Origin of the sequence: Eggerthella sinensis, assembly GCF_003339815.1 — a bacterium.
GTDB classification, from domain to species: Bacteria; Actinomycetota; Coriobacteriia; order Coriobacteriales; family Eggerthellaceae; genus Eggerthella; species Eggerthella sinensis.
This window is the reverse complement of record NZ_PPTT01000006.1, coordinates 72,893-98,917: the sequence shown is the minus strand read 5'-3', so window position 1 is coordinate 98,917 and position 26,025 is coordinate 72,893. Positions and strand designations below refer to the sequence as shown.

The window sequence follows — 26,025 nt, the reverse complement described above, 5'->3', positions numbered from 1 at the left end:
AGTGAAGATTATACCGGAACCTCATCTTTTCGCAATACCGAATTTTCGAAATTCAGGCACATGCACGATTTTCCTTCATTCGCGCAGGTCATATGCGACAAACGTCCCTAATACACCATGTTCATGGCGGCGCGGACCTCGTCGAGGGTGGCGTTCGCTATCTCGTTGGCGCGGCGGTTGCCGTCGTGCAGCACGTCCTTGATGTAGTCCATGTCGCCGGCAAGCTGCACGCGGCGCTCGCGGATGGGCGCGAGGAACTCGTTGACGCTTTCGGTGACGTACTTCTTGAGCGCGCCCGATCCCCCGTCGCCGATTTCGGCGGCGATGTCGAGCTCGGTGCGGCCTGTGCACAGCGCGGCGGTGGTGAGCAGCGCCGAGACGCCGGGACGGTTCTCCTTGTCGTAGGTGATCATGCGGTCGGGGTCGGTCTTCGACTTCTTGATGAGCTTGGCGGTTTCCTCCGCCGTGAGCGACAGGCTGATGGCGTTGCCGTAACTCTTCGACATCTTGCGGCCGTCGAGGCCGGGAATCTCCACCGCGTCGTTCAGCACGCCCTCGGGCTCGGGGAACACGTGGCCGTAGCGCTCGTTGAAGCGGCGCGCCACCTGACGGGTCTGCTCGATGTGCGGCAGCTGGTCCTTGCCCACCGGCACGATGTTGCCCTTGCAGAACAGGATGTCGCACGCCTGGTGCACGGGATACGTGAGCAAAAGGCCCGTGAGCGCGTGGCCCGACGCGTCCATCTCCGACTTCACCGTGGGGTTGCGCAGCAGTTCGGACTCGGTGACGAGCGACAGGAACGGCAGCATGAGCTGGTTGAGCGCCGGCACGGCCGAGTGCGTGAAGATGATGGTCTTCTCGGGGTCGATGCCGCAGGCCAGGTAGTCCACCACCATGTTGTACACGTTGTCCTGGATGTGCTCGGTGGTGTCGCGGTCGGTGATCACCTGGTAGTCGGCGATGATGATGCGCGTGGCGATGCCCAAGTCCTGCAGCGCGACGCGCTCGCGGATGGTGCCGAAGTAGTGGCCCAGGTGCAGACGGCCCGTCGGGCGGTCGCCCGTCAGCATGGTGTACTTCTCGGGATGGACGGGCAGGTCGGCGCGAATCTCGTCGGAGCGCTTGCGGCTCGCTTCAAAGCTATCGATGCTCATGGTCTCGGTTCTCCGTTGTTCATGATCGGGTGGAATCAATCGGCAACGCAACAGTATAGCGGTTTTGTGGTCTGCGGTGCACTTCGGCAGCGCGCTATAATCGAAGCCGACCCCGCATCGCAAGGAGATTCCATGAACGAAACCGTACGCGCCCTGTCCAAAGACGAGCTCATCGAGCTGCTGGAAATATACGCGAAGAACCTCATCGCCCTCGACGGCACCTGGTTCCAGTCCATCGAAGCCGAGGACGGCATGGACGCCGCCGTGCACCACGACATCGAGGCGTGGCGGCGGTTCAGCGCATCGGAGGCGCGCCGCATCAAGCGGTTCCTCGGCCTCGACGAGCACCCGGGCCTCGAGGGCCTGGCAAAGGCGCTCGCCCTGCGCTGCCAGTCGGCCGCGAACGTGGACGAGATCACCGTGGACGGCGACGAGCTGCGCTATCGCATCGTCGACTGCCGCGTGCAGAACGCCCGCGAGCGCAAGGGCATGGGCTTTCACCCGTGCAAGAGCGTGGGCGTGGTGGAGTACGGGGTGTTCGCCGAGCAGATCGACGACCGCATCACGTGCACATGCCTGAGCTGCTTCCCCGACATCGTCGACGACACGTGCAACTGCGCCTGGAAGTTCACGCTGCGCGCCTGAGGGCACGAAAAAGCCGGCCGCCCGAATGATCTCGTGCGACCGGCTCGTACGTCCGTGGTGGGCCCAGCAGGGCTCGAACCTGCAACCAAGGGATTATGAGTCCCCTGCTCCGCCATTGAGCTATAGGCCCGTAAAGCGCCCCGCTATTCTATCCCAAAACCGACGCCGATGCCAAGGGGCTCTTTGCCGCCCGACCGAAAAGAAAGAACCCCCGGACTTCCGAGGGTTCTGAGGATTCATGGTGGTCGCTACAGGATTTGAACCTGTGACCCCCGCCGTGTGAAGGCGATGCTCTCCCGCTGAGCCAAGCGACCGTGCAAGCGCTGTTGTTAACGCGCTCGAAGTATTCTACCGGTAGTTTCAAAGACGCGCAAGTCCCTATTTCCAATTTTTTCCTCAGGGGTTTTTGAAAGGCCGTCGAGCCGTCAGCGGCCCGCCCCCTCCCCCTTGAGAAAAACGCGCTCGAACTCGTCCGCCGGCACGGGCGCGGAGAACACGTAGCCCTGCACGGCGTCGCAGCGCATGGCGCGCAGCACCTCCACCTGCGGGATGGTCTCGATACCCTCGGCCACCGTGCCCATGTCCAGTTTCTTCGCCAGCTCCACCACCGAGGCCACCACGTCGCGGGCACGTTCGTCGTCGCTGCTGAAGAACGTGCGGTCGATCTTGAGCACGTCCACGGGGATGTCCTTGAGCACGTTGAGCGAGGAGTAGCCGCTGCCGAAGTCGTCCATGGAGCACGTGAATCCCAGCTCGTGGATCTCGTCCACCACGCGTCCCAGAAGCTCGAGGTTCTCGAACGCCACGCGCTCGGTGAGCTCCAGCTCCAAGTACCGGGCCGGCACGTCGTAGCGCGCCCTGATCTGCTCGAACGCGTCGAGGAAACCGGGGATGCGCAGGTGCACGGGCGAGAGGTTCACCGACAGGGGAAGCGGATCGACGCCCGCATCGAGCCACGAGCGCACGAGGCGGCACGCCTGCTCGAACACGCACAGGTCGATCTTGACCACGAACCCGTTGCGCTCGAACAGCGGGATGAAGTCGTTGGGCGGGATGAGCCCCCGCTCGGCGCTGATCCACCGTACGAGCGCCTCGGCGCCCACGGGGCGACCGTCGCGCAGGCTGACCTTCGGCTGCAGGTAGGCCACGAACTCGCCCTTCGCCAAGGCGTCGTCCATGCGGTTCTCCAGCTCCTTGTCGCGCAGGATGCGCTCGAAGTCGGCGTCGTTGCAGAACGAGATGCTGCACAGGCTCAAGCCCGACGCGGAGGCCTCCTTGCGCGCGGCGTTCGCGCGGTCCCTGACGGTCACGATGTCGAGCGGCGCGTCGTCCACCAGGTACGCCCCGCAGCTGAGCGCCAGCAGGTAGGGCGTGTCGCCCATATGGTTGTACGCGTTGAGCCGCGTGGCGATGCGATCGATCCATGCGGTGGCGCGCGCGGGGTCGGCGTCGTCGAGCACCACGTTGAACACGTCGGAGGACACGCGTGCGGCGAACTCCCCTCCGGCGAGCTCCTCCACGACGAGCCGATGCAGGTACTTCAGGGTGAGGTCGCCCTTGTCCTTGCCGAAGAAGTCGTTGACCAGCTTGAAGTCCTTGATGTCGAGCGAGAGGAACGTGAACGGGCGCCCCTCGCCCATCCTGCGCGCCAGCAGCTGATCGAAGCGCGCCGCCGTGTGTCCCTCCGTCACGGGATCGACGTAGGCCATGCGCTTGATCTCGCGGTTCTTGCGCGCCGACGTCCAGAGCAGCAGGCCGCCGAACGCCGCGAAGGCCGCGCACGCCACCGCCGCCACGCCGCCCACCGAGAACGCCGTGTACGCGCTGAGCGCGCCCACGTACGCGTCGGGCGGCACGATGGACATGAGGTACCAACCGCCCCTGCCGAGCGGGGCGAAGGTCATCTCGCGCGCCTGGCCGTTCACGGAGAAGCGGACATGCCCGCTTTCTCCAGCCTCCATGCTGCGCTGCAGCTCGGCGAGGCTCCCCTCCTCGAACGTCGCATCGGCGGCAAGGGCGGCGAAGAAGCTCTCCCCCTCGAGCACGGCGTTGCCGTTCGACGACTTGAGGATGAAGTCGCCGTTCTCGGCCACGACGTGGGAGAACCCCACCCCGTCGGACGTGTCGGTGTCCATGAGCAGCTGCATCCGCTCGGGCGGCACCCAGCCCACCACGGCGCCTATGGCGGGATCGTCCGAGGCGGGCGCGGCGTACAGCGCGCCTTCCCGCTCGTCGAGCACGGCGACGAGGCCCTCGCTCACCGCCGTCTCGCCCGCGAGCGCGCGGGCCACCGCGCCGAACCCGGAAACGTCGCGCACCTCGCGCCCGTCCACACGCAGCATGCCCGCCGCGTCCACCGTGCCGATCCATTCGAAGGGGCCGTTGTCCACGTACGCCGCCACCGACGCCGCGCGGCTGTCCTCGGAGGGGCCGTCGATGGCCAGCTCGCGCCCGAGCAAGCCCAGCAGTTCCAGGTTGAACGAGACCCGCTGATCCATCTTGAAGGCCGTCTGCCGCGAGAGCTCGGTCAGGTACCGGTCGGTGTCCTCGCGAGCGATGTCCGCGCCCCGCTGCAACGTCACGCTGCACACGACGGCCGTGGCGAGGGCGAGCACCGCCAGCGCGGTCAGATAGAGCGCAAGGGAGCCTTTGTTTCCTTCGGGGGTTCTCATGCGGCGCGATCCCTTCGGCGTGGTGCCAATACGAATGCGTCCAGTATATGCGCACGTTCGTCGCCATCTTAACCCTTGACTTGACGGCGCGTTCGTGTCAGCAGGTTTTTACACGTTCATCAGGCACGACATCGCATAGATTCCACTTTTCCGCAGCCCCGCGCGCACCCGAAACTTGCTACACTGGAACCCTATTCATGAGCACGGAAAGGATCGGGAACATGGTCTGCGCGAACGCCGCCGGAGGACAACCGAAGATGACGCTGCTGCTCGCCTGCTGCACGCCGGACGAGCGAGCATCTCTCGCGCACACGTTCGGCGACGGCTTCCGCCTCGTGCTCGCGCACGGCGCCGACGAGGCGCTCCGCGCCGTGCGCGTCGACGCGCCCGCCGCCGTCCTATGCAACTTGTCCGCACCCAAGGCCCACACCTTCCTCGACCTGCTCCGGCGCGACGACGACGCCCGGGGCCTGCCGGTGCTCGCGCTCGCGCCGAAGGACGACGAGGACGCGCAGGCATCGGCGCTCGAGCACGGCGCCGACGGCATCGTCACGCTTCCCGTAAGCCCCCTGCTCGCCCGCGCGCGCCTCGAGAGCGCCCTGCGCACCCAGAGCGCGGCGGATGCGCGTGCGCAGGAGATCAACGACCAGCTGCGCTTCCTCAACGAGACGTCGCGCCTGCTGCTCGTGGGCACCGACCCCGACGCGGCCATCCACCGGGCGCTGCGCAAGATCCTCGAGCACTTCGACGGCGAGCGGTCCTACCTCTTCGAGCTGGACGACGAGCGCGAGGAGGCGGCGAACACCTACGAGGTGTGCGCTGCCGGCGTGCCCTCGGAGCAGGCGAACCTCCAGCATCTTCCGTACGCGTCGCAAGCCTACGTGCTCGAAGAGTTCCGCAACGACCGCGTCGTGCGCATCGAGGACGTGGCCGGCATGCCCGAGAACGGCCTTCGGGAGCGGCGCGTGCTCGAGCGGCAGGGCATCCGCAGCGCGTTTCTCGTGCCGCTGTGGAGCGAGGGGCGGCTCGTCGGCTACGCCGGCGTCGACGACCCGCGCAAGAACGCGCGCCACGTCGACCAGCTGGCCGCCATCGGCGACTACCTGGCGGCCATGCTCGCGCGGCGCAATCAGACGCGGCGCTCCGAGCAGGACGGCGAGCTGGCGCAAAAGCTCATGAACGACACGCCCGGCGGCTTCGTCCGCATGAGGATGTCCGCCGGCGGCAACGCCGTGCCCGTGTTCATCAACGACGGGTTCTGCCATATGATGGGCATGACGCACGACGAGGCGATGGCGCTCTACACCGAGGATGCCTACGCGGGCGTTCATCCCGACGACGTCCTCGCCATCCAGCAGGCGGCCGTGAAGGCCATGGAAGAGGATTGCGTGTTCTCGGCGCGGGCGCGGTTCCTCCATCGGGAGAAGGGCTACCAGCTGTTCCAGGCGTACTACCGCACCACGACCGACTCGGACGGCACGAAGTACACGAACGGCTACTACGCCGACGTGACGCCGGAAGCCGCGCAGGAGGAGCGTCGCCGCGAGCTGTTGGACAACCTGCCGTGCGGCGCGATCATCTTCGAGATCGCCTCAGACGGCAGCATCGACTGCCCGCACATCAACAAGCGCTACATCGAGCTCATCGGACGCGATGCGGCCGAATTGCGCGTCCACGACGCCATCCACGCCGTCCATCCCGACGACCGCGCACGGTTCCTGCGCGCCATCGACGAGGCCGTGCGCGAGGACTGCATGATGGAATGCGACCTGCGCACGCTCAAAGGCGACGGCGGCTACCTGCCCTTCCACCTCGTCGGACGCGTGGTGGAGAAGGGGCCGAGCAAAACCGTGATGTACACCACGTACACGCCCATCAGCGATGAGACGCGCTCGCTCGGCGCCGCCCTCGCCGACCAGCGCCGCGCCGAGCGCCGCGCGCGCGAGATCAACGAGCAGCTGCAGTTCCTCAACGACGCCTCGCGCTACCTCTTGGTGGGCGCCGACCCGGACGACTCCATCCGCCTCGCCCTCGAGAAGATGCGCACGTACTTCGCCGGCGACCGCGCCTACGTGTTCGAGCTCGACGATGAGGAGGGGCTGACCAACAACACCTACGAATGCTGCGCGCCCGGCGTCCCCTCCGAGCAGCACAACCTGCAGGATCTTCCCTGCACGGCCTACACGCGCACGCTCGGCATCCTGGGAACCGGCGAGAGCATCTGCCTCGACGGAGTGGATGCCATCGTCGAGAGCGGCATCGACGAGAACGACATCATCACCGGCCAGGGCATCGAGAGCATCATCCTCGTGCCGCTGCGCACCGGCGAGCGGCTCGTCGGGTTCATGGGCGTCGACAACCCCGCGCGCAACGTCTCGCACGCGAGCCACCTCGTCGCGCTCGGCGATTACGTGACGGCCATCCTGCGCCGCCGCGACGACGAGGAGCAGATCCTGCACGACAACCGCGTCATGCACGACCTCATGAAGGACATGCCCGGCGGCTTCGTCCAGCAGCGGGTGACGCCCGACGGGCGGACCATCCCCCTGTTCATCAACGAGGAGTTCTGCCGCATGAGCCATATGAGCCACCGCGAGTGCGTCGAGTTCTACAGCGAGGACGGCTTCACCGGCGTCCACCCCGACGATGTGGAGATGGCGAACGAAGCGCTGGGCAAGCTCGTATCCACCCGCGACACCATCACGCTGCGCCTGCGCCTCATCCGCGGCGACGGCGGCTACGTGCCCATGCAGGTGTTCTACCGCGTGACCGACGACCGCGACGGCAACCTGCTGCTGAGCGGCTACTACACCGACCTCACCGAGCAGCTGGCCCGCGAGGAGCGCGAGAAGGCCGAGCGCGACGAGCTGACGGGGCTCTTCAACCGCACCTGCCTCGCGCGCATGCGGGACGACGCGTACCTGGGGCTCTCGTCGTGCGGCGTGCTGTTCTTCGACGTGAACCATTTGAAGACGGTGAACGACACGCAGGGCCATGAACAGGGCGACATCATGCTGCGGCTCGTGGCCGACGGCATCCACGCCATATCCGACGAGCGCGTGCACGGCTACCGCTACGGCGGCGACGAGTTCATCGTGGTGGCCTGCGATTGCGACGAGGCCGAGCTGGCGGCGCTCGTCGCGCGGTGGGAGGAGGCCCTGCGCGCGCTCTGCGAGAACCGCGCGGTGGTTGCCACGGCCGCCGTCGGCAGCGCATGGAGCCGGGCGCCTTTCACGCTGAGCGACCTGATTCGCCGCGCCGACCGCGCCATGTACGACGAGAAGCAGCGCGCCCGCAGCCGCTAGCGCGCCCTCAATCGCATGCGGTCGCGCCGGCGGCTACCTCGCGCGGCGCTCGACGGTTGCGTGCGGGCAGCGCTGCTCCACCACGCGGTAGAACGCCTCCTTGTCCTTGACGGCGATCATGATCTCCTCGAGCCCCAGCTGGATGGCGATGCGGTCGAACGAGGCGGCGGTCGACGCGAGGGGGCTCCGCGTCTCCCGCAGGGCGCGCACCTTCTCCACCGGCACCCGCACCCCCTGCCAGCCGAACGCGACGACGAAGTTCCCCTCGTCGTCGAACTCCACGTAGTTGCGCGCGATCATCGGGATGAAGAGGGCGTCGCACACGACGAGGCATCCCAGCGAGATGGCCGCCCCGAGGAGCGCCCCCTCCTTCGCAGGATCGGCGAAGGCCATCGCCGCCGGCACGATGAGCAGGATGTTCGCCGCGATCGTGATGAGGTAGAACCACACGTCCACCTTCCCCGCAAACCGCACCGCCCCGCCCGCTTCCTCACTCATGGCTCCCCCTCAACAGCTCGACGTGCGTTTTGACCTGCAGCGCGACGATGACCGCGATGGCGAGCGCCGCCGCGATGCCCGCGCCGAGGCAGACCTGCGGCGCGCAGGGCCACAGCGCGAAGCATCCGATGATGAGTGCCACCAACCACACCGCGACCCCCGATTGGCGCGCCGACGTGCGGTACTGCGCCTCGCTGGGGTGCAGGGAGAGGAACGCGCCGCCTCCTGCGAGGACGGAGAAGCACCTCCTGTTGCCCGCGAACACGAACGCGCCGTACACGAACGTCGCGAGCCCGAACGCGAGGATGGCGATCTGCTCGAGCGAGAACGGTTCCATGGTTGCGCCTGCCTTTCGGGTTACATCACGCGCATCTCGGTCAGTTGCAGATCGCCGTCGAACGCGAGGACGAACGTGACGGTGGTATGCTCGTACACGGCTACGAGCTGAACGGGATTGCTCGTCTTCCCCATGTAGACGAATTCGCCGACGTATTCGTTTCCGAACGACTCGAACGCGCCCCAGTCTCCGCCGTTGAACAGGTCGCGGGCGGAATCGATTACCTCCTGGTTGGTGAGGCTCTTCAGCGTTTCGTTGCCGAGCGCCGCGATGCCCTCGGCGTCGCCCGCCGCGAACAGCTCGACCACCTGCTCGGCTTGGTCGAGCACCTGCTGCTCGGTGTGGCCGCTCGCCTCGCCCACGGCCACGTAGTGCGGCGTGGCCCACCAGGTGGCGGCGGCGAGGATGGCGGCGAGGACCACCACGACGGCCAGCACGATCGCGATGATCTTCGTGCGCTTGCGCTTCTTGCCGGCGGCAATCTCCGACGCGGAAAGGTCCTCGTTGAACTCGGCGGCCACCTGCAGCGGATCGCCCATGCGGCGCTCGACCTGCTCCCAGGTCTCCCCCGCCGCAAGCGCGTCGGAGATGTCTGACTCGAGATCGCGGACGAACTCGTCGCGCCGCCCCTTCGAGCACGCAAGGCGCTTCGCCACCGCTTTCACGTAGGCTTCCCTGTTCATTGCCCCTCCTCCATGATCGACCGCACGTATCCGTCGAATTCGCTCCAAAGCTCGTACATCTCGCGCAGGGCGACGCGTCCTGCGTCGGTGATGGCGTAGTACTTGCGTGCGGGTTCTTTCGCGGTGTGCGCACCCATGCGGCTCGTCACGAGGCCGCCGTCTTCCAGCCGGTAGAGAATGGGATACAGCGTGCCCTCCTTGAGCGAGAGCGCCTCGTCGGTGCGGTCGCGCAGCTCGGCGATGAGCTGGTAGCCGTACTTCTCGTCGCGCTCGAGCAGCTTGAGGACGAGCATATCGAGCGCGCCCTTCTTCATCTGCTGCGCGAACCGTTGCTGCATCGAGCATCCTTCTCTCAGGCACTTAGCAATACTAAATATATCTGATCTGGCATTATATTGCAATATGAAGCTCTTGGGACAAACGGAGGCAGATGGCGAACAGCACTACCTTGTCGGGCGGAAGACCCAGCGCTACAATCGAGGGTATGAAAACTCCCCTTGTGCGTTCTTGCCTGCTTGCTGCGGGCGTCCTCATCATGACGGCGGGCATCGTGCTCGTCACGAAAAGCAACCTGGGCACCTCGCCCATCTCGTCGCTCGGCTACGTGCTGACCTTGGCGTTCCCCGCCGTGTCGTACGGCACGTTCATGTTCGCGTGGAACAGCGCGCTGCTGCTGGGGCAGGTGGCCATCCTGCGCCGGCGCTTCAAGGCGATCGCGCTGCTGCAGATTCCCCTGTCGGTGCTGTTCAGCATCGGAATCGACGGCTTCAACCAGGCGCTCTCGTTCGTCGCGCCCGCAACCTATCCCGCCTCGCTCGCCACGCTCGCGCTCGGCATCGTGGTGCTCGCGTTCGGGGTGGCGTGCACCGTGGTGGCGAACATCGTGATGAACTGCGGCGAAGCGTTCGTCTGCGCCATCACGAGCAGGACGGGGTGGAACTTCGGGCACACGAAGGTGGGCTTCGACCTGGGCTGCGTCGTGCTGGCCGTCATCGCGTCGGTCGCGCTCGTGGGCGGCGTCGCGGGCGTGCGCGAAGGCACCGTCATCGCGGCGGCGGCCACCGGCTTCATCGTGAACGCCTTCATCAAGCTCATGGGCGGCGTGCGACCCGCTTTGGGAGAGGCGAAGGAGCGCGAGAACGAAAGCCCCCTCCCCCATGGCGCGGAGTACGACCGCGCGGACTAAATAAAACACGCCGCGCCCTTTCAACCAGGACGCGGCGTGCGATGGGCGCGATGGGGGCGGCGCAGACCGGTAAGCCAACGCCGCGCCACAATGGAAGGAAGATGCTACCCTCTCTTCACCAGGTAGCATTTGTGGATGCGGGGGTTTCTTTCGAAGTCGTGCGGGATGGTCTGCGCGGTGATGTCCTCGATACGCACGCCGTACTTGGCAAGCTCTTCCTCGTCGGGCTTGAACGAGCGCAGGTTGCATGAGAACACGGCTTCGCCCTCTTCCGAGAGCAGGCGCGACACGCCGATGAGCAGCTCCACATGGTCGCGCTGCACGTCCCACGTGCGCTTGCCCATCGCCTTCGAGTTGGAGAACGTGGGCGGATCGACGAACACGAGGTCGAAGCGGCGGCCCGTACGGCGTGCCTCGGTGATCCACGCCATGACGTCGCCGCGCTCGAACGTGTGCTCCGGGCCCTCGAACCCGTTCGCGGCCATGTTGCGCGCCGCCCAATCGAGGTAGGTCTGCGACAGGTCCACCGTGGCCGTCGTGCGCGCGCCGCCGGCGGCGGCATGCACGCTCGCCGTGCCCGTGTAGGCAAACAGATTGAGGAAGCGCTTGTCCTGCGCCTTCGCGCCCACGAGCTCGCGCGTGAGACGATGGTCGAGGAACAGCCCCGTGTCGAGATAGCCCGCAAGGTCCACCTCGAAGCGGTAGCCGTCCTCCTCCACCTGCGTCACGTAGGAGCGGCGCCCGGAGTCGCGATACTGGCTGCCGCCCTTGTCGCGGCGGCGCACCTTGGAGAACACGTGGTCGGGGCGCACGCCCAGCACCACCGGCGCGAGAGCCAGCACGTCGTCGTAGCGGCGCTGCGCCTTGCCGGGGTCGATGGTGGAAGGGGCCGCGTACTCGGCGATGTGGAGGTAGAGGTTGCCCTCGGCGTCGCCCGCGCCCGGGTACACGTCGATGGCCACCGCGTAATCGGGCAGGTCGGCGTCGTACACGCGATAGCACGACACGCCCTCGCGCTTCGCCCACTTGCGGCGCTCCTTCGCGGTTTTGCGCAGGCGCGCGGCGAACTGCTCGGACGAAGGCTCGAGCACCTCCACCACATGCTCGGCCCCGCCGGCCGAATCGGGCACGATCACCGTCACGGCCTGCATCGGCGGCTCGTCGAACACGAGCGCCTCGGTGGCCACGCGGTCGTGGCCGAGCGTGGCGCGCACGATGGGCGCGCTGCCGAAGCGCGCCTCCACGCCGTCGCCGCCGGCAACCGCGAACGTCGAGCCCGCCGGAGCAGCCGATGCGGCGCGCACGAACGTGGCCGCCTCGGCCTGAGCGCGCGCGTCCGACTGCGAGCGCTCGCCCGACAGCAGCACGCTGGCCACCGTGCAGGCCATCTCCTCGCCGCCGCGCACCTTGCCCGCCGCCGCGCACACGCGCTCCACGAGGCCGTCGACGTTCTGAGCGTCGGCCAGCTCGATGCTGACGGCCTGGCGCAATCCCGCGCGCTTGGCGTGGGTGCGCGCCCGCGCGATGGCGGGCGACGAGGTGGACGCGCCGGCGAAGCGCACGTACAGCGGGTCGGGCGGAGCCGAAGCCGGGCCCTCCGCCGCACCGGGAGCGACGGCCGACGTCAACCCGCGCTCGAAGCGCTCGTCCGCGTCGTCGATGAGCTCGTTCCACGCCTCGGGTTCGGACTGCGCCCAACCGAAGAAGCCCCACCGCTCGCGCGTGAGCCCCGGTGCCAGATCGCACGCCGCAGCCGCCGCCTCCACCACGAGGAAGCCGTCGCCGCAAGCAGGGTCGACGCACGCTTCGCCCCGGCTGCCGCGCTGGCGCCATCCGGACAGCGCCAGCAAGCCCGCCGACAGCGCGCAGGACAGCGGCGCGTCGGGGCCGTCGTCGGGCGTGAGGTAGGTGCGGTGGTACAGCGATTCGCCCGACAGGTCGAGCGAGATGGTGGCGCGTCCCTCGCGGATGCGCACGTCGACCGTGACGTCCGCCGAAGCGGCGTCCACGTCGGGGCGCTCGCCGCGCGCTTCGCGCAGGCGGTCGCACACACCGTCCTTCACCTTGAGCGCGGTGAAGCGGGTGTTGCGCAGCTCCTCGTTCATGCCGTGCGCCGTCACGGCCATGCTCGCACCCGGCGCGATGACGTCCTCCCAGGGAAGGCGCCGCACGCCCTCGTACAGCAGGTTGGCGTCGCCGGCGTTCACGCGTCCCACCACCACGAGGATGCGCGACGCGAGCCGCGACCACAGGCAGGCGGACAGGGCATGGCGCACGTCGCAGAAAAAGGCGACGCCCCCACCGAGGGGGCGCACGCGCTTGATGCCGAGGCGCTTCAACTCTTCAGCGAGCGGCGCCTCCAAGCCGGACAGGCAGCTCGCGAACAGTTCGAGGTTTTCGTTGCAAGGATTGCTCATCCGGGGAACTCCTTGGGAAGTGTTTTCATGGCGCGGGAAGCGGCATGCGATCAAGCACCCGCACGCGCGCCGATTCGTGACGGGAGCGGCATGCGCACAGGCGCGGCAAGGGACGCATGGAACGCTACGTCCCCGCCGCGCCGGAAAAGACTGGAGCGCCGCGCCATAAAAGGAAGAGCCCTAGTCTTCCAGGTAGTCCTTCAGCTTCGAGGAGCGGGAGGGGTGGCGCAGCTTCGCGAGGGTCTTGCTCTCGATCTGGCGGATTCTCTCGCGCGTGACGCCGAACTCGCGTCCGACCTCCTCGAGCGTGCGCGGATGGCCGTCTTCCAAGCCGAAGCGCAGGCTGATCACCTTGCGCTCGCGCTCGGCCAGGCCGTCGAGCACCTTCGACAGCTGCTCCTGGAGCATGCTGAACGAGGCGGCGTCGGGCGGCACCACGGCGGCGTCGTCTTCGATGAAGTCGCCCAGCTGGGAGTCTTCCTCTTCGCCGATGGGCGTCTCGAGCGACACGGGCTCCTGCGAGATCTTCTGAATCTCGCGCACGCGCTCGGCGGGCAGGCCCATCTCCTTGCCGATCTCCTCCGGCGTGGGTTCGCGCCCGAGCTCCTGCAGCAGCTGGCGCTGGATGCGCACGAGCTTGTTGATGGTCTCCACCATGTGCACGGGAATGCGGATGGTGCGGGCCTGGTCGGCGATGGCGCGCGTGATGGCCTGGCGAATCCACCAGGTGGCGTACGTCGAGAACTTGAAGCCCTTCGTGTAGTCGAACTTCTCAACCGCGCGGATGAGGCCGAGGTTGCCTTCCTGGATGAGGTCGAGGAACAGCATGCCGCGACCCACGTAGCGCTTGGCGATGGACACGACGAGGCGCAGGTTCGCTTCGATGAGCTGCTGCTTGGCGTCGATACCCACCTGCTCGATGCGGCCGAGGCGGCGCTTTTCGCGGCGCTCGAGCTCGATGCCCTCGTCTTCGGCCTTCTCAAGTTCTTCGGTGGCGGCGACGCCGGCTTCGATCTTCATGGCGAGGTCGATTTCCTCCGCTGCGGTGAGCAGCGGAACCTTGCCGATTTCCTTGAGGTACATGCGCACGGGGTCGCCCGTCAGCATGGTCACGCTTGCGTCGGCGTTGCGCTTGCGCACCGAGCGCACCTTGCTCTTGCCAACCACCTTCGGCAGCGGAACGTCGACCGTCGCTTTGAGCTCCTCTTCGGGAATGCCCTCAAGCAGGTCTTCGTCGTCGCCGTCCTCGGACAGGCTGCCATCGAGTTTATCGTCGTCGAGCGCGTCGCCGGCGTCAACCACATCGGGTTCGTCGTCGAGCGCGTCTTCTTCCAACATGTCTTCGGCTTCGATTGAGACTTCCGTAGCTTTGCTCTGCTCTTGAACAGACGTTTGCTTACTTGAGGCTTGGGCCACGTGATCTTCCTTTCCGACAGGACTGCGCGCTGGGCATGAGTATACATACGCACCAGGCGCAAAGATACAGCCAAATAGTTTATCATAGTTGGGCCCGTTTTAGACGACGAATATAAAGCTTCAAACGGGGTGGTGCAGGGCCGGCCCCCCTCCCTGTTCGCACGAATGAACAGGCATTTTAGAACGCGTAGCAATTCGGTCGCGTTCTTGCAACATTTTCTTGCCAACCTATGCTTTAATAACGCGTACGTCGTTTGATTCGGCTTCGCGCGCCCCACGGCATCGCGCACCGGTCCGATGCTCTTCCGTCGAAAGGACGCAGTATGGGACGTACTCACCGCAGGATGCCGGCTTTCAAGGGCTCCCTCAAGCTGTCGCTTGCGACGTTCGCGCTCGCCTGCATCGTCGTGGGAACGTTCAGCTTCCAATACTACCAGCAGCTGCAGAGCACCATCCGCGCCGAGAGCGGCGGCTACCTCCAGGAAATCGCCACGCGCATCGGCGCGAACATCGACCGCACCATCGCCGACAACTACTCGTTCCTGCACACGGTGTCGTCGGGCCTGCACACCGCGCAGGTGACCACCTTCTCCCGCTTCGCCGCCGTGGTCGAGGCGCAGCGCGAAGGCTGGGAGTTCCAGGACATCATGCTCATCGACGCGGACGGCAAGGCGTACGCGAGCACCGGCGAGCCCGTGAAGCTTGACAACGACGCGTACTTCATGGATGCGGTGAGCGAAGGCAGGGCGGTCATCTCGAACGCGCAGATGATCGACAACGAAGAGCGCATCGCGCTGTCCATCCCGCTCGAGAACATCACCATGGACGGCACGCCCATGGTGGCGATGGCCGCCGTGTACGAGCCGGCATCCTTCGACGAGACGCTGTCCATGTCGTCGTTCGACGGACAGTCGTTCTCGTGCATCATCGACCGCGGCGGCACCATCGTCGTGCGCTCGTCCTCCCCCTCCGCCCTCGAACTGGGCTACAACGTGCTGACCACCATCGGGCAGTCGGAGCTCGATCAGGACGACAGCCTCGAGTCGATGAAATCCTCCATGGCCGCCGAGGGGAAGGGTCAGATCGGCTTCACCATCGACGACGTGCGCTACTACGCCGTGTACACGCCCATCGCGCCGCAGAACTGGTACCTGCTCACGTTCGTGCCCGCGAGCGTGGTGAACGCGCGCTCGGACATGATGCTGGGCGCAACGCTGCTCATGTGCGGCGTCGTGACGGCGGCCTTCGCCGCGCTCGTGGCGTTCTTGCTGTTCACCTCGTCGCGCAACCGCCGAAAACTCGAGCACATCGCCTACGTGGACGACGTGACGAGCGGCCACACCATCCAACGCTTCTACGACCTGGCGCAGCAATCGCTGTCCGCGACGGATCGGCCGCGCTACGCGCTCGTCTACACGAACATGGAGAAGTTCAAGGTGCTCAACGAGCAGTTCGGCCGCCGCTCCTGCGACGACCTGCTGCGCATGTTCTCGGAAACCATCGAGAGCGGGCTGCGCCCCGGCGAGTACATCGGGCGGCAGTCGGCCGACAACTTCTGCATCCTCATCGAGTTCGACGGCGAGCCGTGGCTGCGCGAGCGCTTCGCCGAATGGTACCGCATCGCCGAGCGCTTCCTCGAGGAGAACCAGCCGCAGTGGAACCTGCCCATCGTGGAGTTCGGCATCTTCGTCATCGACAACGACGAGCTGCCCTTCCCCCAGATGATCGACCGCGCGAAGCTGGCGTTGCGCGAATCGCCCCAAGCCATCGGCGGCAAGATTCGCTACGCCGTGTACGACGACGAGGTGCGCCGCCTGCTCGTGCGCGAGAAGCAGCTCGAGGACATGATGGAGCGCGCCATGCTCGAAGGCGAGTTCCAGGTGTATTTGCAGCCGAAGTACCGCCTGCCCGAGCGCGTCGTGGGCGGCTCCGAGGCCCTCACGCGCTGGGTGAGCGCCTCGGAGGGCATGATATTCCCCGACGAGTTCATCCCCCTGTTCGAGAAGAACGGGTTCATCGTCACGCTCGACCTCCACGTGTTCGAGGAGGTGTGCCGCACGCTGCGCGGGTGGATCGACCGGGGGCTCACGCCGCCGAAGACGTCGGTGAACTGCTCGCGCGCCCACGTGAAGAGCAAGAACTTCCTCGATGCGTACCGCGCCATCGCCGATCGCTACCGCATCCCCGAGCGGCTCATCGAGATCGAGCTCACCGAGGGCATCGTCATGGAGGACTCGCATCGCCTCATCGAGGTCATCGAGGACATCCACGAGGCGGGCTTCGACTGCTCCATCGACGACTTCGGCAGCGGGTACTCCTCGCTCAACATGATCCAATCCATCCCCGCCGACACGCTCAAGCTCGACAAGATCTTCTTCCGCAACCGCACGAAGGACCCGGCGCGCACGCGCTCGGTGGTGCAGAGCATCGTGAGCATGGCGCAGGCCCTCAACATGGACACGGTGGCCGAGGGCGTCGAGTACGAGGATCAGGTGGACATGCTCGAGGAGATCGGCTGCGACTACGTGCAGGGCTACGTGTTCGCGCGCCCGATGCCCATCGCCGACTTCGAGCGCCTGGCGTTCGGCGAAGAGACGAACGAGGAAGGCGAGGAGCGATGATGTCCGCACATCCGGCCCTGCGTCGTCTCGCGCGCGGCGCGCTCGCAGCCTGCGTCGCGGCGTCCCTGCTCGTGAGCACCGTCGCGTGCGCGAGCAGCTCGAGCGAGGACGGCGACGTGCTGTCGCAGAAGGTTGCCGAGGAGGGGCGGACGCAGGTGTCCGTCCTCGTGAAGTACGCCTTCACCGTCAACGGCTTCGAGCAGGCCGTGGAAGAGCAGTTTCCCGACATCGACATCGTGCAGGTGGGCAACTACACGCGCGAGATGGGCATCGACGAATACGAGGCGCGCCTCGCGCACGGCGACCTCACCGACATCGTGATGACCTGGCCCTACGAGGTGGGCGAGCAGTACTGGGACGACAATCTGCTCGACTTGAGCGGCATGGGCTTCTCGAGCCGCTACAACATCTCGGCGCTCAACGAGATCGCACGCGACGGCAAGCTGTACTACCTGCCCGGCCCCGCGCAGGTGCGCGGCATCGTGTACAACAAGACGCTGTTCGCCGAGAACGGCTGGGAGGTCCCCGCCGACTTCGACGGGTTCGTGGAGCTGTGCCGCACCATCGAGGACAGCGGCATGCGCTCGCTGCAGCTGGGCCTCAAGAACGCCGAGGTGCTCGACACCGCGTTCACGGGCTTCGGCTTCGCGTCCTGCTACGGCAAGCCGCAGGACGAGCGCTGGCTCGAGGCGTACGACCGCAACGACGGCGCGAGCTTCGGCGACCAGTTCCAACCGGCGCTCGACACGTTCCAGACGCTCGTCGACGAGAACATCCTGCAAGCGGGCGACCTCGACGTGGACTACGCGCAGCGCGAGACCATGCTGTTCACGCGCGGGTGCGCCATGGTGGAGGATTCGGTGCTCATGGCGCGCATGGGCGAGAGCCAGACGGGCACCACCGACGAGTTCGCGCTCATGCCGTTCTTCAACCCCGGCGACGGCGGCGACTGGGCACGGCTCTACCCCGTCTGCTACATCGGGTTGGGCAAGCAGATCGCGCAGGCGGGCAACGAAACCGTCTACGACGCCGTCATGCGCATCATGGACTACCTCAGCACGCCCGAAGGCCAGGAGGCGCTCATGTCCGACACGGGCGCCATGTACTCGAACCTCACCGGCGTCGGCGCGCCCGACGTGCCCGAGATCGACGACATGCGCAACGCGCTGGAGCACGGCCGCTACGGGTCCTTCCCCACCCTGGCCAACGCCCAGGACGCGCTGCGCGAGGGGCTGGCCGGCATGGTGCGCGGCGACACGACGAGCGCCCAGGTGATCGAGATGGTGGACGCGCAGAACGCCGCGCCGCAGAGCGCCTCGAACGAGGAGGAGGTGCTCGGGGCGGCCGCGAGCGACTTCACGCTGGCCGAGACGGGCGGCTTCGTGGCCGATGCGCTGCGCGAGGCGAGCGGCGCCGACGTCGCGCTGTTTTTGGACAACGGCAAGGACGGGCGCTACAACGGCAAGGGCATCAGCGGGCGGCTGTACGGCGGCACCGTGACCATGACCGACGTGCTGCGCATCCTGCCCGACCTCAAGCACGGCGAGACCGGCACGATGTGGACGGTGAGCATGACCGGCGCGAACCTGCTGCGCACGCTCGAGTACGCCCTTCCCGTGGACAACGACCAAACCGGCTGGTTCTACTACGCCTCCGGGCTCACGATGACCTACGATCCGCAGGCCGCACCGGGCAGCAGGATCAAGGCCATCGCCCGCAGCGACGGGTCGGCCATCGAGCCCGACGCCGTCTACACCGTCGCCGTCATGGACGAGACGGTGCCCGACGAGTACCTGCTGTCGTGCGATCGGTCGAACCGCGCCGTCGCCGACATCGTGGCGCAGGCGGTGCGCGACGCCAAGACCGTCGCGCCCGCGCAGGACGGGCGCTTCATCGTGGGCTAGCGTGCCCGTTAGCCCTCGGGCGGCAGGAAGCTGCGCAGCGTGTCGTAGAGCTGCTTCGCGTCGAACGGCTTGGGGATGAACCCGTTCATGCCCGCGGCCGCCGCATCCTCGCGATCCTCCTGGAACGTGTTGGCCGTGAGCGCGATGATGGGGATCTCCCGCGCGTCGACGCGGGCGAGCGCGCGGATCTCCGCCGCCGCCTCGAGGCCGTCGAGCACCGGCATCTTCACGTCCATGAGCACGAAGTCGAAGGTTCCGGGAACCGATTGCGCGAACAGGTCGACCGCTTCGCGCCCGTTGGCGGCGCGCTTGGTTTCCACGCCCTCCATGTCGAGCAGCGCCACGGCGATCTCGGCGTTCAAGTCGTTGTCCTCGGCCAGCAGCACGCGCGTGCCCGCAAGCGAGCGCGGCGGCACGCCGTCGACCGCACAGAACGACCCCGCTGAGGCAGGCGCCTCCACGGCGGCGGGCAGGTCGAGGATGAAGAAGAACTCCGAGCCTTCGCCCGCGACGCTCTTCACGTCGAGCTTGCCGCCCATGAGCCGCACGAGGTTGCTGCTGATGGCCAACCCCAAACCGGTGCCCTGCGCGTTGAGACGGTTCCCGGAAGCCTGTTCGAACGACACGAAAATGCGCTCGAGATCCTCCTCGTGGATGCCCGCGCCCGTATCCTTCACGCTGAAGCGCACGTTCACCGTGCCCTCCTCGCGCAGCAGCACCCCGATGCTCAGCCGGATGGTGTCGCCGGGATCGGTGAACTTGAGCGCGTTCGACAGCAGGTTCGCCAGCACCTGCTGCAGGCGCACGTCGTCGGCCACCACCACGTCGTCGGCGTCGCAGCGCGCCTCGAGCACGATGCCCTTCTCCTCGGCTTGAATGCAGAACATGCTCTGCAGCCGATCGGCGAGCGAATGCAGGCTGACCGGCGCCGTCTCGATGTGCATCTTGTCGTTCTCGATCTTGCTCATGTCGAGGATGTCGTTCACGAGCGACAACAGGAACTGCGCCGAGGTGTTGATCTTCTCGAGGCTCGAGCGGATGGACGGCGTGGCCTCGCCCGACAGCGACGCCACGTTCGACAGGCCGATGATGGCGTTCATGGGCGTGCGAATCTCGTGCGACATGCGCGAGAGGAAGTCGGTCTTCGCGCGGCCCATCTCCTCCACTTTCTCCAGCTTCATCTCCATCATGCGGTTGCGCACCTTCGCCACCGACACCACCACGACGATGGCGCCGACGAACAGGCACAGCACCAACCCGAGCGCCACGATGAGCAGCGGATTCTCGGACACGACGGCCTGGATGGTGCGCTGCTGGCCGAACGCGGGCATGGTGTTGCGCGACGAGATGGTTTCCAGCTCGTCGGAGGTGAAGCTGTTCACGGCCTTGCTCATGATGGAGTACAGCGCGGAATCGACGGGCTTCGGGAAGGCGAGCGAGAGGTTGCTGTCGTGGTGCTCGGAGGTGGTGGGCGTGATGTTGTTGAACGCCTGGTCGGTGAACAGGCTCTCCGCGAACGCGACGGGCATGCTCGTGATGTCGGCGCGTCCCGAGTTCACCGCTTCGAGGCAGTCCTCGTAGGTGCGGTAGTACACGATGTCCGACGCGCTCACGCCGTTCGAGCCGGAGCGCCCCTCGATCTGCGCGAACACGGTGCCCTGCGAGCTGGTGAGCTTGTTGCGGAACACCACCTCGTTGAGCGCGGCGAAGCTGTCGGTGATGGCGAGCCCTTCGGCGTCGGCGGCGTACCCGTCGTCCATGAAGCAGCCCATAATGTCCGCTTCTCCGGCGTTCACGAGGTCGATGGCCCCCTGGTAGGTGCTTGCGTGCACGAGGCGAAACGTGAGGCCCGTGCGCTCGGTGATGCGGTCGAGCACGTCCTTCACGATGCCCTGGTACTGGCCGTCGCGCTGGTAGTAGAGCGGGTAGCGGTCCTCCATGACGGCCACCCTGATGACGCCCGCCTGCTCGATGTAGGCGCGGTCGGCGTCCGAGAACCCGATGGGGGTTCGGTAGCGCGAGGGCATGTGCTTGACGTCGAGTTCTTCGGCGAATTCGGAATCTGCGGTGTATATCGAGGTCATCGCATTGTTCAGCTCGTCGATCAACGGGCTGCCCGCCGGCGTGGCGATGTAGTACGGCTCGCCTTCGAACTCGGCCACCACCTTGCGGCCGTCGATGACGTCGGGATCGTTTCCCAGCATGACGTCGGCGATACCGGTGCTCAGGCACTGGATGTAGTCGTCGTACTCCAAGCTCTTGACGGTGCAGTCGATGCCGTTGAACTCGAGGTAGTTTTCCAGACGGCGAATCTTCTCGGCAGCGTTCTCGAACGCGCCGATGGTTTTGCCGTTCAGCGTCTTGGGGTCGAAGGTGACGATGTCGTCGGCGTCCTCCGAACTGATGAGCAGCGCGTGGTTCGACCCGATGGGATAGGCGGCGTACTCGTAATAGGATGCGATCTGCTCGCGGTAGTACATGCCGCCGATGAGATCGAGCTCGCCGGCCACGATGCGGTCCATGAGCTCGTCGGCCTCCCCGTCGACGAACTCGTACTCCCACCCGGTGTACTTGGCGATCTCGACGAGCCAGTCGTAGAAGATCCCCGAGCGCACGCCGTTCTCGTCGGTTTCGCTGATGCCGGCAACTTCGGGAAACGCCACTTTGATCGCACGCGACGCGTGGGATTCGGGTTCGGTTGCGGATGCGGGGTCGGGTTCGTCGGGTTCGCGGGGCCCTTCGGCCGCCGACTCGTGCGATGACGCTTCCGCATCGCCCGCATCGGACGATTCGGCGGTCACCTCCGCTCCCGACGACTGACCGGGCACCGCTTCAGCCGATGCGGGTGCGACGAAGACGGTAGTTGCGATCAGCAATGCTGCCATTGCCGAGCAGACGCAGCGCGCTGCTTTTGTTCTCACAGCCCATCCCTCCTTCGACACCTGCTTGTTCGAGCTCGTCCCACGATGCGCTAGGATACCATGGGTTGACGGGTAACCGCCAATTCGGTAACCAACAATATGCGCGCCGTCCATGCCCATGGATTTCATGCACCTGCGGGGCGCTGCGCGCGCGTCGCGTATACTGTCGTCGAAGGACATCGTCGTCGCATGCGCAAGGAGTCCCTGATGATCGCACATCGTTTTGCCTGTTCAAATGGTCTTTCGACCCGGTTCGCCCGCGTCGGCCCGAGCCTGGCCCTCGGCTTCGCCTGCGCCCTCTCCCTCGCCGTCGCCCTCGGCTTCGCCTGCCTGCCGCACGCGGCGGCGTTCGCCGTGACGAGCGAGGACGACCTCGTGCTGGGCACGAGCATCGCCGAGCGCGGGACGCCCCTCGAGCAGGCCCCCGACCTCGACGCGTCGTTCGCGGCGCTCATGGACGAAGACGGAACCCTGTGGTTCGGGCGCGGGGCCGCCGATCAGGCGCAGATCGCCTCGCTCACGAAGATCATGACGGCCCTCGTGGCGGTGGAGCACCTCGACGCGGCGGCGACGATCGAGGTGACGCCGACGGCGGCGAGCATCGGGGAGTCGAGCGCGGGCCTGGTCGAGGGCGACACGATGACGTTCGACGACGCGCTCAAGGCGGTGCTCACGGCCTCGGGCAACGACGCCGCCGCGGCCGTGGCGCAGGCGGCCGGGGCGCGGCTGCTCGAGGAGCAGGGCGCGAGCGGCGACGCGCAGGCGTGCGAGGCGGCGTTCGTGGAGGCGATGAACGCCAAGGCGCGCGATCTCGATCTGGCGAACTCCCTGTTCACGAACCCGCACGGGCTGGACTTCGACGCGTTCGCGCAAGGGCAGCACAGCTGCGCGCAGGACGTGGCCGCGATGCTGCGCGCGGCCATGCAGCACGACCTGATCCGCGCGAACATCGGGTACGCGCAGGTGGACATCGTGGTGCAGCGCGGCGGCGTGCCCACCGCGCTCACGCTGACGAACACCGATGCGCTGCTGGGAAGCTACGAGGGAACCTGCGCCGCCAAGACCGGCTACACGCTGGCCGCGGGGCCGTGCTCGGCCTCGGCGGTGAACCGGGGCGACGGGCACGAGTACTACGCGGTCGTGCTGGGCTCCTCCTCGAAGCCGCAGCGGTTCGCCGACGCCGAGGCGCTCTACGACTGGGTGTTCGCCCACCGCGCCGCGCTCGAAGACGAGGCGGAAGCGCGACCCGAGGAGCGCGAAAGCGCGCCGCCGCAGGTTGACGAGGAGACGTATCAGCTGGTGAACGCGACGAGTTCGACGAAAACCGAGATCGCCGGCGCGGAGGCGTCCTACCCCGTCGTGGCGAAGGTTGCGCACGGCGACTGGACGGACCGCACCGTGGAGGCCACCGTAGCCGACCCGTACGCAGCGGTCACGGTGGCCGCGGGTTCCGAGCGCATCGAGCAGGAGGTCGCCTTCGCCGACGTGCACGGCGACGTGCGGCGCGGCGACGTCGTGGGGCGCATGACCTTTCGCCAGGGAGGAACCGTGCTGTGGGAGGCCGACCTCGTGGCCGTCCGCGACGCGGCCGCCCCCGCCTGGTGGGAAGCGCTCGGCGTGGGCGTGCAGCGCTTCTTCGCCAACCTCACGGGCGCGCCGACGGTGGCCGCGAGCAGCGTCGAGGCGCTCGGGGCCATGAAGGTGTCGTAGCGCGTTACAGCAGATCGTCCGGGTCGACGTCCACGGCCACGTTCGCGTCCTTGTCGGGCTTGCGGCGGCGGAACAGGGGCAGCAGCACACAGGACAGGTCGGCGTCGGTCGGGCACTTCACCACGATGTGCCAGCGGTACGTGCCGCGCAGCTTCGCGAGCACGCACGGCGTGGCGGGCAGCACGCTCCAGCCGTCGCCGCCGAAGTCGCGCACGACCTCCTCGAGCCCCGCTTGCAGCTCGCCCGCCACGCGCCGGACGGCCGGCTCGTCCTTGCCCCACACCAGCACGTTCGCCATGCGCACGTAGGGCGGGTAGCCCAGCAGGCGGCGCTTCGGCAGCTCGTCGCGCAGGAACAGCGCGCGGTCGTAGGACGCGGCCGCCCGGATGGGAGCCGCGTCGGCCTCGTAGGTTTGCACGAGCACGCGGCCCGGCAGCTCGGCGCGGCCCGCGCGGCCGGCCACCTGCTCCACGAGGGCGAACGTGCGCTCGGCGGCGCGGTAGTCGGGCAGCTTGAGCATGGTGTCGGCGTTGATGACGCCCACGAGCGTGACGTCTTCGAAGTCGAGCCCCTTCGCAATCATCTGGGTGCCCAGCAGAACGGCCGCGTCGGCGGCGGCGAACTCCTCGAGCAGGCGCTGGTGGGCGCCCTTGCCGCTCGTGGTGTCGGCGTCCATGCGCACGATGGGCACCGACGCGCCCACGCCCGGCATGCCGTCGAGCAGCACGCGAAGCTCGGCTTCGACGCGCTGCGTGCCCGCCCCGAACTTCTTGAGGTAGGGGCTGCCGCATTCCGGGCAAACGGGCGGCGCCGTCACGCGATGCCCGCAGTGGTGGCAGATGAGGAAGTTGCCGCGCTCGTGGTAGGTGAGCGACGTGGAGCACGAGGGGCACTCGGGCACGAACCCGCATTCGCGGCACAGCAGGAACTTCGCGAATCCGCGCTGGTTGAGCAGCAGCACCACCTTGCGGCCCGCCGCGAGCTCCTCTTCGAGGGCGCGCACGAGCGGCAGCGCGAACATCGAGCGTGAGCCGCCGCTGAACTCCTTCGCCATGTCCACCACCTGCACCGCGGGCAGCGGCTTGCCGTTGGCGCGTTCGGGCAGATCCACGTGATGCCACGCCGGGTCCTTCGCGCACGCGTGCAGCGCCTCGATGGACGGCGTGGCCGAGCCCAGCGCCACGGCGGCGCCGGCGCGGCGCGCCATCCATACGGCCACGTCGCGGGCGTGGTAGCGCGGGGCGCTGTCCTGCTTGTAGGAGCCCTCGTGCTCCTCGTCGATCACGACGAGGCCGAGGTTCGCGAGCGGCGTGAACAAGGCGCTGCGGGCGCCCACCACCACGCGCGCCGCGCCCGAGCGGATGAAGTCCCATTGGTCGTAGCGCTCGCCCTGGCTCATGCGCGAGTGCATGACGGCCACCATGTCGCCGAAGCGGCCGCGGAAGCGCGCGACGGTCTGCGGCGTCAGCGAGATTTCGGGCACGAGCACGCACGCCGTGCGGCCGGCGGCCAGCGTGGCCTCGATGGCCTGCAGGTACACCTCCGTCTTGCCCGAGCCGGTTACGCCGTCCACGAGCACCACCTCGCCCGCGCCGCGCTGCCGCGCGCCGTCGATGGCGGCGAGCGCGGCGGCCTGCCCGGGCGTGAGCGGCGGCTTGGGGCTGGGAACGAAAGATCCCCCCGGTCCGCCAACGTCAGCGAGGGCTCCTGCGGTGCCCGAGATCGTGGGGATGGCGGAGGCGAAGCGTACTTCGGTACGCGAGTCTCCGGCATCGCCGCGAGATCGGGTGCCGCAGGAGGCCGCAGCGTCGGCAGGTTCCGACGGCTGACAAGCCGGCGGAACGGCAAAGCCTCGCATGCGGCGGCGGTGCTCGATGACCACGACGCCCTGCTTCTCAAGCGTCTTGAGCGGCGAGGACACCGCGCCGAACTCGGCGGACAGCTCCGCCACGCGCAGCTCGCCGCGCTCGAGCGCCGCCACGATGGACGCCTGCTTCACGGCGTTCTTGCGCGGCTCGAAGTCGGAAAACGACGGGCCGGGCACCACCCAGCGGTCGTCCACCTCCCCCACCGAGGGCTCTTCGAGCCGCCAGTAGCCGCCCTGCGCCCGCACCATGCGCGGCACGCCGCCCGGCGGCGTGAACAGGCGCACGCACGACGACAGCGGCGCGACGTAGCGCTCCGAGAGCCACTGCGCGCACGCGGCGCCCTCCTCGTCGAAATAGGGGCGACTCACCGCGCGCACGATGCCCTTGAGCTTGGCGGGGTCGAGCCCCGCGGGCCAGTCGCCCTCGGCGCGCTCGTCGAGGGATATGACGAACCCCACCGCCTGCCGATGCCCGAACGGCACGAGCACGGCGCAGCCCACCTCCACCGGCTGATCGCCCGCGGCGGCCTCGTCGGCGACGGCGTAGGTGTACGGCGCGTCGAGCGCCTGCGTGGGAATGTCGAGGATAACGGATGCAAGTTTCATGCCCCCAGTATACCCCACGGCTCCCGCAGCCGCCGCCCCGCCGGCTCCTCCACCCACATTGCGCAGGAAACCCTTTGGTCGTC

General features: G+C 67.3%; 16 protein-coding genes and 2 tRNA genes. 6 read left to right on the top strand and 12 right to left on the bottom strand.

Annotated features, from left to right (window positions below; translation table 11 throughout):
• Positions 1-107: 107 nt before the first annotated feature.
• Positions 108-1,154, bottom strand: coding sequence for a tryptophan--tRNA ligase (gene trpS / locus C1876_RS05000; RefSeq protein WP_114545621.1), 1,047 nt, complete (start codon positions 1,152-1,154; stop codon positions 108-110).
• A gap of 132 nt (positions 1,155-1,286) precedes the next feature.
• Here trpS and C1876_RS04995 point away from each other — a divergent pair, with 132 nt between their 5' ends.
• Positions 1,287-1,799 carry a DUF6125 family protein gene (locus C1876_RS04995; protein ID WP_114545620.1) on the top strand — a complete coding sequence of 171 codons (513 nt, stop codon included), beginning with the start codon at positions 1,287-1,289 and terminating at the stop codon, positions 1,797-1,799.
• A 55-nt stretch (positions 1,800-1,854) separates the two neighbouring features.
• Here C1876_RS04995 and C1876_RS04990 read toward each other — a convergent pair.
• The 3 genes from C1876_RS04990 to C1876_RS04980 form a co-directional block, all read right to left on the bottom strand.
• Positions 1,855-1,929, bottom strand: a tRNA-Ile gene (locus C1876_RS04990).
• 109 nt (positions 1,930-2,038) lie between these two features.
• Positions 2,039-2,113, bottom strand: a tRNA-Val gene (locus C1876_RS04985).
• 111 nt (positions 2,114-2,224) lie between these two features.
• A complete protein-coding gene (locus C1876_RS04980) occupies positions 2,225-4,471 on the bottom strand; it encodes a putative bifunctional diguanylate cyclase/phosphodiesterase (protein ID WP_114545619.1) in 2,247 nt (748 codons plus the stop codon).
• Between the two features lie 221 nt (positions 4,472-4,692).
• Here C1876_RS04980 and C1876_RS04975 point away from each other — a divergent pair, with 221 nt between their 5' ends.
• A complete protein-coding gene (locus C1876_RS04975) occupies positions 4,693-7,776 on the top strand; it encodes a PAS domain-containing protein (RefSeq protein WP_114545618.1) in 3,084 nt (1,027 codons plus the stop codon).
• 33 nt (positions 7,777-7,809) lie between these two features.
• Here C1876_RS04975 and C1876_RS04970 read toward each other — a convergent pair whose 3' ends face one another.
• The 4 genes from C1876_RS04970 to C1876_RS04955 are packed head-to-tail and all read right to left on the bottom strand — an operon-like array spanning position 7,810 to position 9,632.
• The gene (locus tag C1876_RS04970) at positions 7,810-8,274 is read right to left on the bottom strand and encodes a PH domain-containing protein (RefSeq protein WP_114545617.1); all 465 of its coding nucleotides are present in this window, start codon (positions 8,272-8,274) and stop codon (positions 7,810-7,812) included.
• On the bottom strand, positions 8,267-8,611 hold the full coding sequence (locus C1876_RS04965; protein ID WP_114545616.1) for a translation initiation factor IF-2: 345 nt from the start codon (positions 8,609-8,611) through the stop codon (positions 8,267-8,269). Before C1876_RS04965 ends, C1876_RS04970 begins: the two co-directional genes overlap by 8 nt.
• Positions 8,612-8,631: 20 nt before the next feature.
• A complete protein-coding gene (locus C1876_RS04960; protein WP_114545615.1) occupies positions 8,632-9,294 on the bottom strand; it encodes an HAAS signaling domain-containing protein in 663 nt (220 codons plus the stop codon).
• Complete coding sequence (locus tag C1876_RS04955; protein ID WP_114545614.1) at positions 9,291-9,632, bottom strand: PadR family transcriptional regulator; 342 nt, start codon at positions 9,630-9,632, stop codon at positions 9,291-9,293. The genes C1876_RS04960 and C1876_RS04955 overlap by 4 nt, the downstream gene beginning before the upstream one ends.
• Positions 9,633-9,778: 146 nt before the next feature.
• Here C1876_RS04955 and C1876_RS04950 point away from each other — a divergent pair, with 146 nt between their 5' ends.
• Positions 9,779-10,480: a YczE/YyaS/YitT family protein gene (locus C1876_RS04950; RefSeq protein WP_114545613.1), complete on the top strand. Its 702-nt coding sequence runs from the start codon at positions 9,779-9,781 to the stop codon at positions 10,478-10,480.
• Positions 10,481-10,584: 104 nt separating this feature from the next.
• Here C1876_RS04950 and rlmKL read toward each other — a convergent pair whose 3' ends face one another.
• The gene (gene rlmKL / locus C1876_RS04945; protein ID WP_114545612.1) at positions 10,585-12,897 is read right to left on the bottom strand and encodes a bifunctional 23S rRNA (guanine(2069)-N(7))-methyltransferase RlmK/23S rRNA (guanine(2445)-N(2))-methyltransferase RlmL; all 2,313 of its coding nucleotides are present in this window, start codon (positions 12,895-12,897) and stop codon (positions 10,585-10,587) included.
• Between the two features lie 180 nt (positions 12,898-13,077).
• On the bottom strand, positions 13,078-14,313 hold the full coding sequence (gene rpoD / locus C1876_RS04940) for an RNA polymerase sigma factor RpoD (protein ID WP_114545611.1): 1,236 nt from the start codon (positions 14,311-14,313) through the stop codon (positions 13,078-13,080).
• A 323-nt stretch (positions 14,314-14,636) separates the two neighbouring features.
• On the opposite strand from rpoD, the gene C1876_RS04935 reads away from it, so the two are divergent.
• A complete protein-coding gene (locus C1876_RS04935) occupies positions 14,637-16,934 on the top strand; it encodes a bifunctional diguanylate cyclase/phosphodiesterase (RefSeq protein ID WP_114545610.1) in 2,298 nt (765 codons plus the stop codon).
• The gene (locus tag C1876_RS04930) at positions 16,934-18,838 is read left to right on the top strand and encodes an extracellular solute-binding protein (RefSeq protein WP_114545609.1); all 1,905 of its coding nucleotides are present in this window, start codon (positions 16,934-16,936) and stop codon (positions 18,836-18,838) included. The genes C1876_RS04935 and C1876_RS04930 overlap by 1 nt, the downstream gene beginning before the upstream one ends.
• 8 nt (positions 18,839-18,846) lie before the next feature.
• Here the strand turns inward: C1876_RS04930 and C1876_RS04925 are convergent, their stop codons facing one another.
• Positions 18,847-21,759, bottom strand: coding sequence for an ATP-binding protein (locus C1876_RS04925; protein WP_244910044.1), 2,913 nt, complete (start codon positions 21,757-21,759; stop codon positions 18,847-18,849).
• Between the two features lie 207 nt (positions 21,760-21,966).
• Between C1876_RS04925 and C1876_RS04920 the strand changes: the two genes are divergently transcribed.
• The gene (locus tag C1876_RS04920; protein WP_114545607.1) at positions 21,967-23,469 is read left to right on the top strand and encodes a D-alanyl-D-alanine carboxypeptidase family protein; all 1,503 of its coding nucleotides are present in this window, start codon (positions 21,967-21,969) and stop codon (positions 23,467-23,469) included.
• Positions 23,470-23,473: 4 nt separating this feature from the next.
• Here C1876_RS04920 and priA read toward each other — a convergent pair whose 3' ends face one another.
• Positions 23,474-25,942, bottom strand: coding sequence for a replication restart helicase PriA (priA, locus tag C1876_RS04915; protein ID WP_114545606.1), 2,469 nt, complete (start codon positions 25,940-25,942; stop codon positions 23,474-23,476).
• Between the last annotated feature and the right edge of the window lie 83 nt (positions 25,943-26,025).

Bases quoted from the DNA above. Each gene is read 5' to 3' on its own strand.
- trpS (WP_114545621.1), bottom strand. From the start codon at position 1,154: ATGAGCATCGATAGCTTTGAAGCGAGCCGCAAGCGCTCCGACGAGATT.
- C1876_RS04975 (WP_114545618.1), top strand. From the start codon at position 4,693: ATGGTCTGCGCGAACGCCGCCGGAGGACAACCGAAGATGACGCTGCTG.
- C1876_RS04950 (WP_114545613.1), top strand. From the start codon at position 9,779: ATGAAAACTCCCCTTGTGCGTTCTTGCCTGCTTGCTGCGGGCGTCCTC.
- C1876_RS04920 (WP_114545607.1), top strand. From the start codon at position 21,967: ATGATCGCACATCGTTTTGCCTGTTCAAATGGTCTTTCGACCCGGTTC.
- C1876_RS04980 (WP_114545619.1), bottom strand. From the start codon at position 4,471: ATGAGAACCCCCGAAGGAAACAAAGGCTCCCTTGCGCTCTATCTGACC.
- C1876_RS04995 (WP_114545620.1), top strand. From the start codon at position 1,287: ATGAACGAAACCGTACGCGCCCTGTCCAAAGACGAGCTCATCGAGCTG.
- C1876_RS04930 (WP_114545609.1), top strand. From the start codon at position 16,934: ATGTCCGCACATCCGGCCCTGCGTCGTCTCGCGCGCGGCGCGCTCGCA.
- C1876_RS04955 (WP_114545614.1), bottom strand. From the start codon at position 9,632: ATGCAGCAACGGTTCGCGCAGCAGATGAAGAAGGGCGCGCTCGATATG.
- C1876_RS04935 (WP_114545610.1), top strand. From the start codon at position 14,637: ATGGGACGTACTCACCGCAGGATGCCGGCTTTCAAGGGCTCCCTCAAG.
- C1876_RS04965 (WP_114545616.1), bottom strand. From the start codon at position 8,611: ATGGAACCGTTCTCGCTCGAGCAGATCGCCATCCTCGCGTTCGGGCTC.
- C1876_RS04960 (WP_114545615.1), bottom strand. From the start codon at position 9,294: ATGAACAGGGAAGCCTACGTGAAAGCGGTGGCGAAGCGCCTTGCGTGC.
- C1876_RS04970 (WP_114545617.1), bottom strand. From the start codon at position 8,274: ATGAGTGAGGAAGCGGGCGGGGCGGTGCGGTTTGCGGGGAAGGTGGAC.
- rlmKL (WP_114545612.1), bottom strand. From the start codon at position 12,897: ATGAGCAATCCTTGCAACGAAAACCTCGAACTGTTCGCGAGCTGCCTG.
- priA (WP_114545606.1), bottom strand. From the start codon at position 25,942: ATGAAACTTGCATCCGTTATCCTCGACATTCCCACGCAGGCGCTCGAC.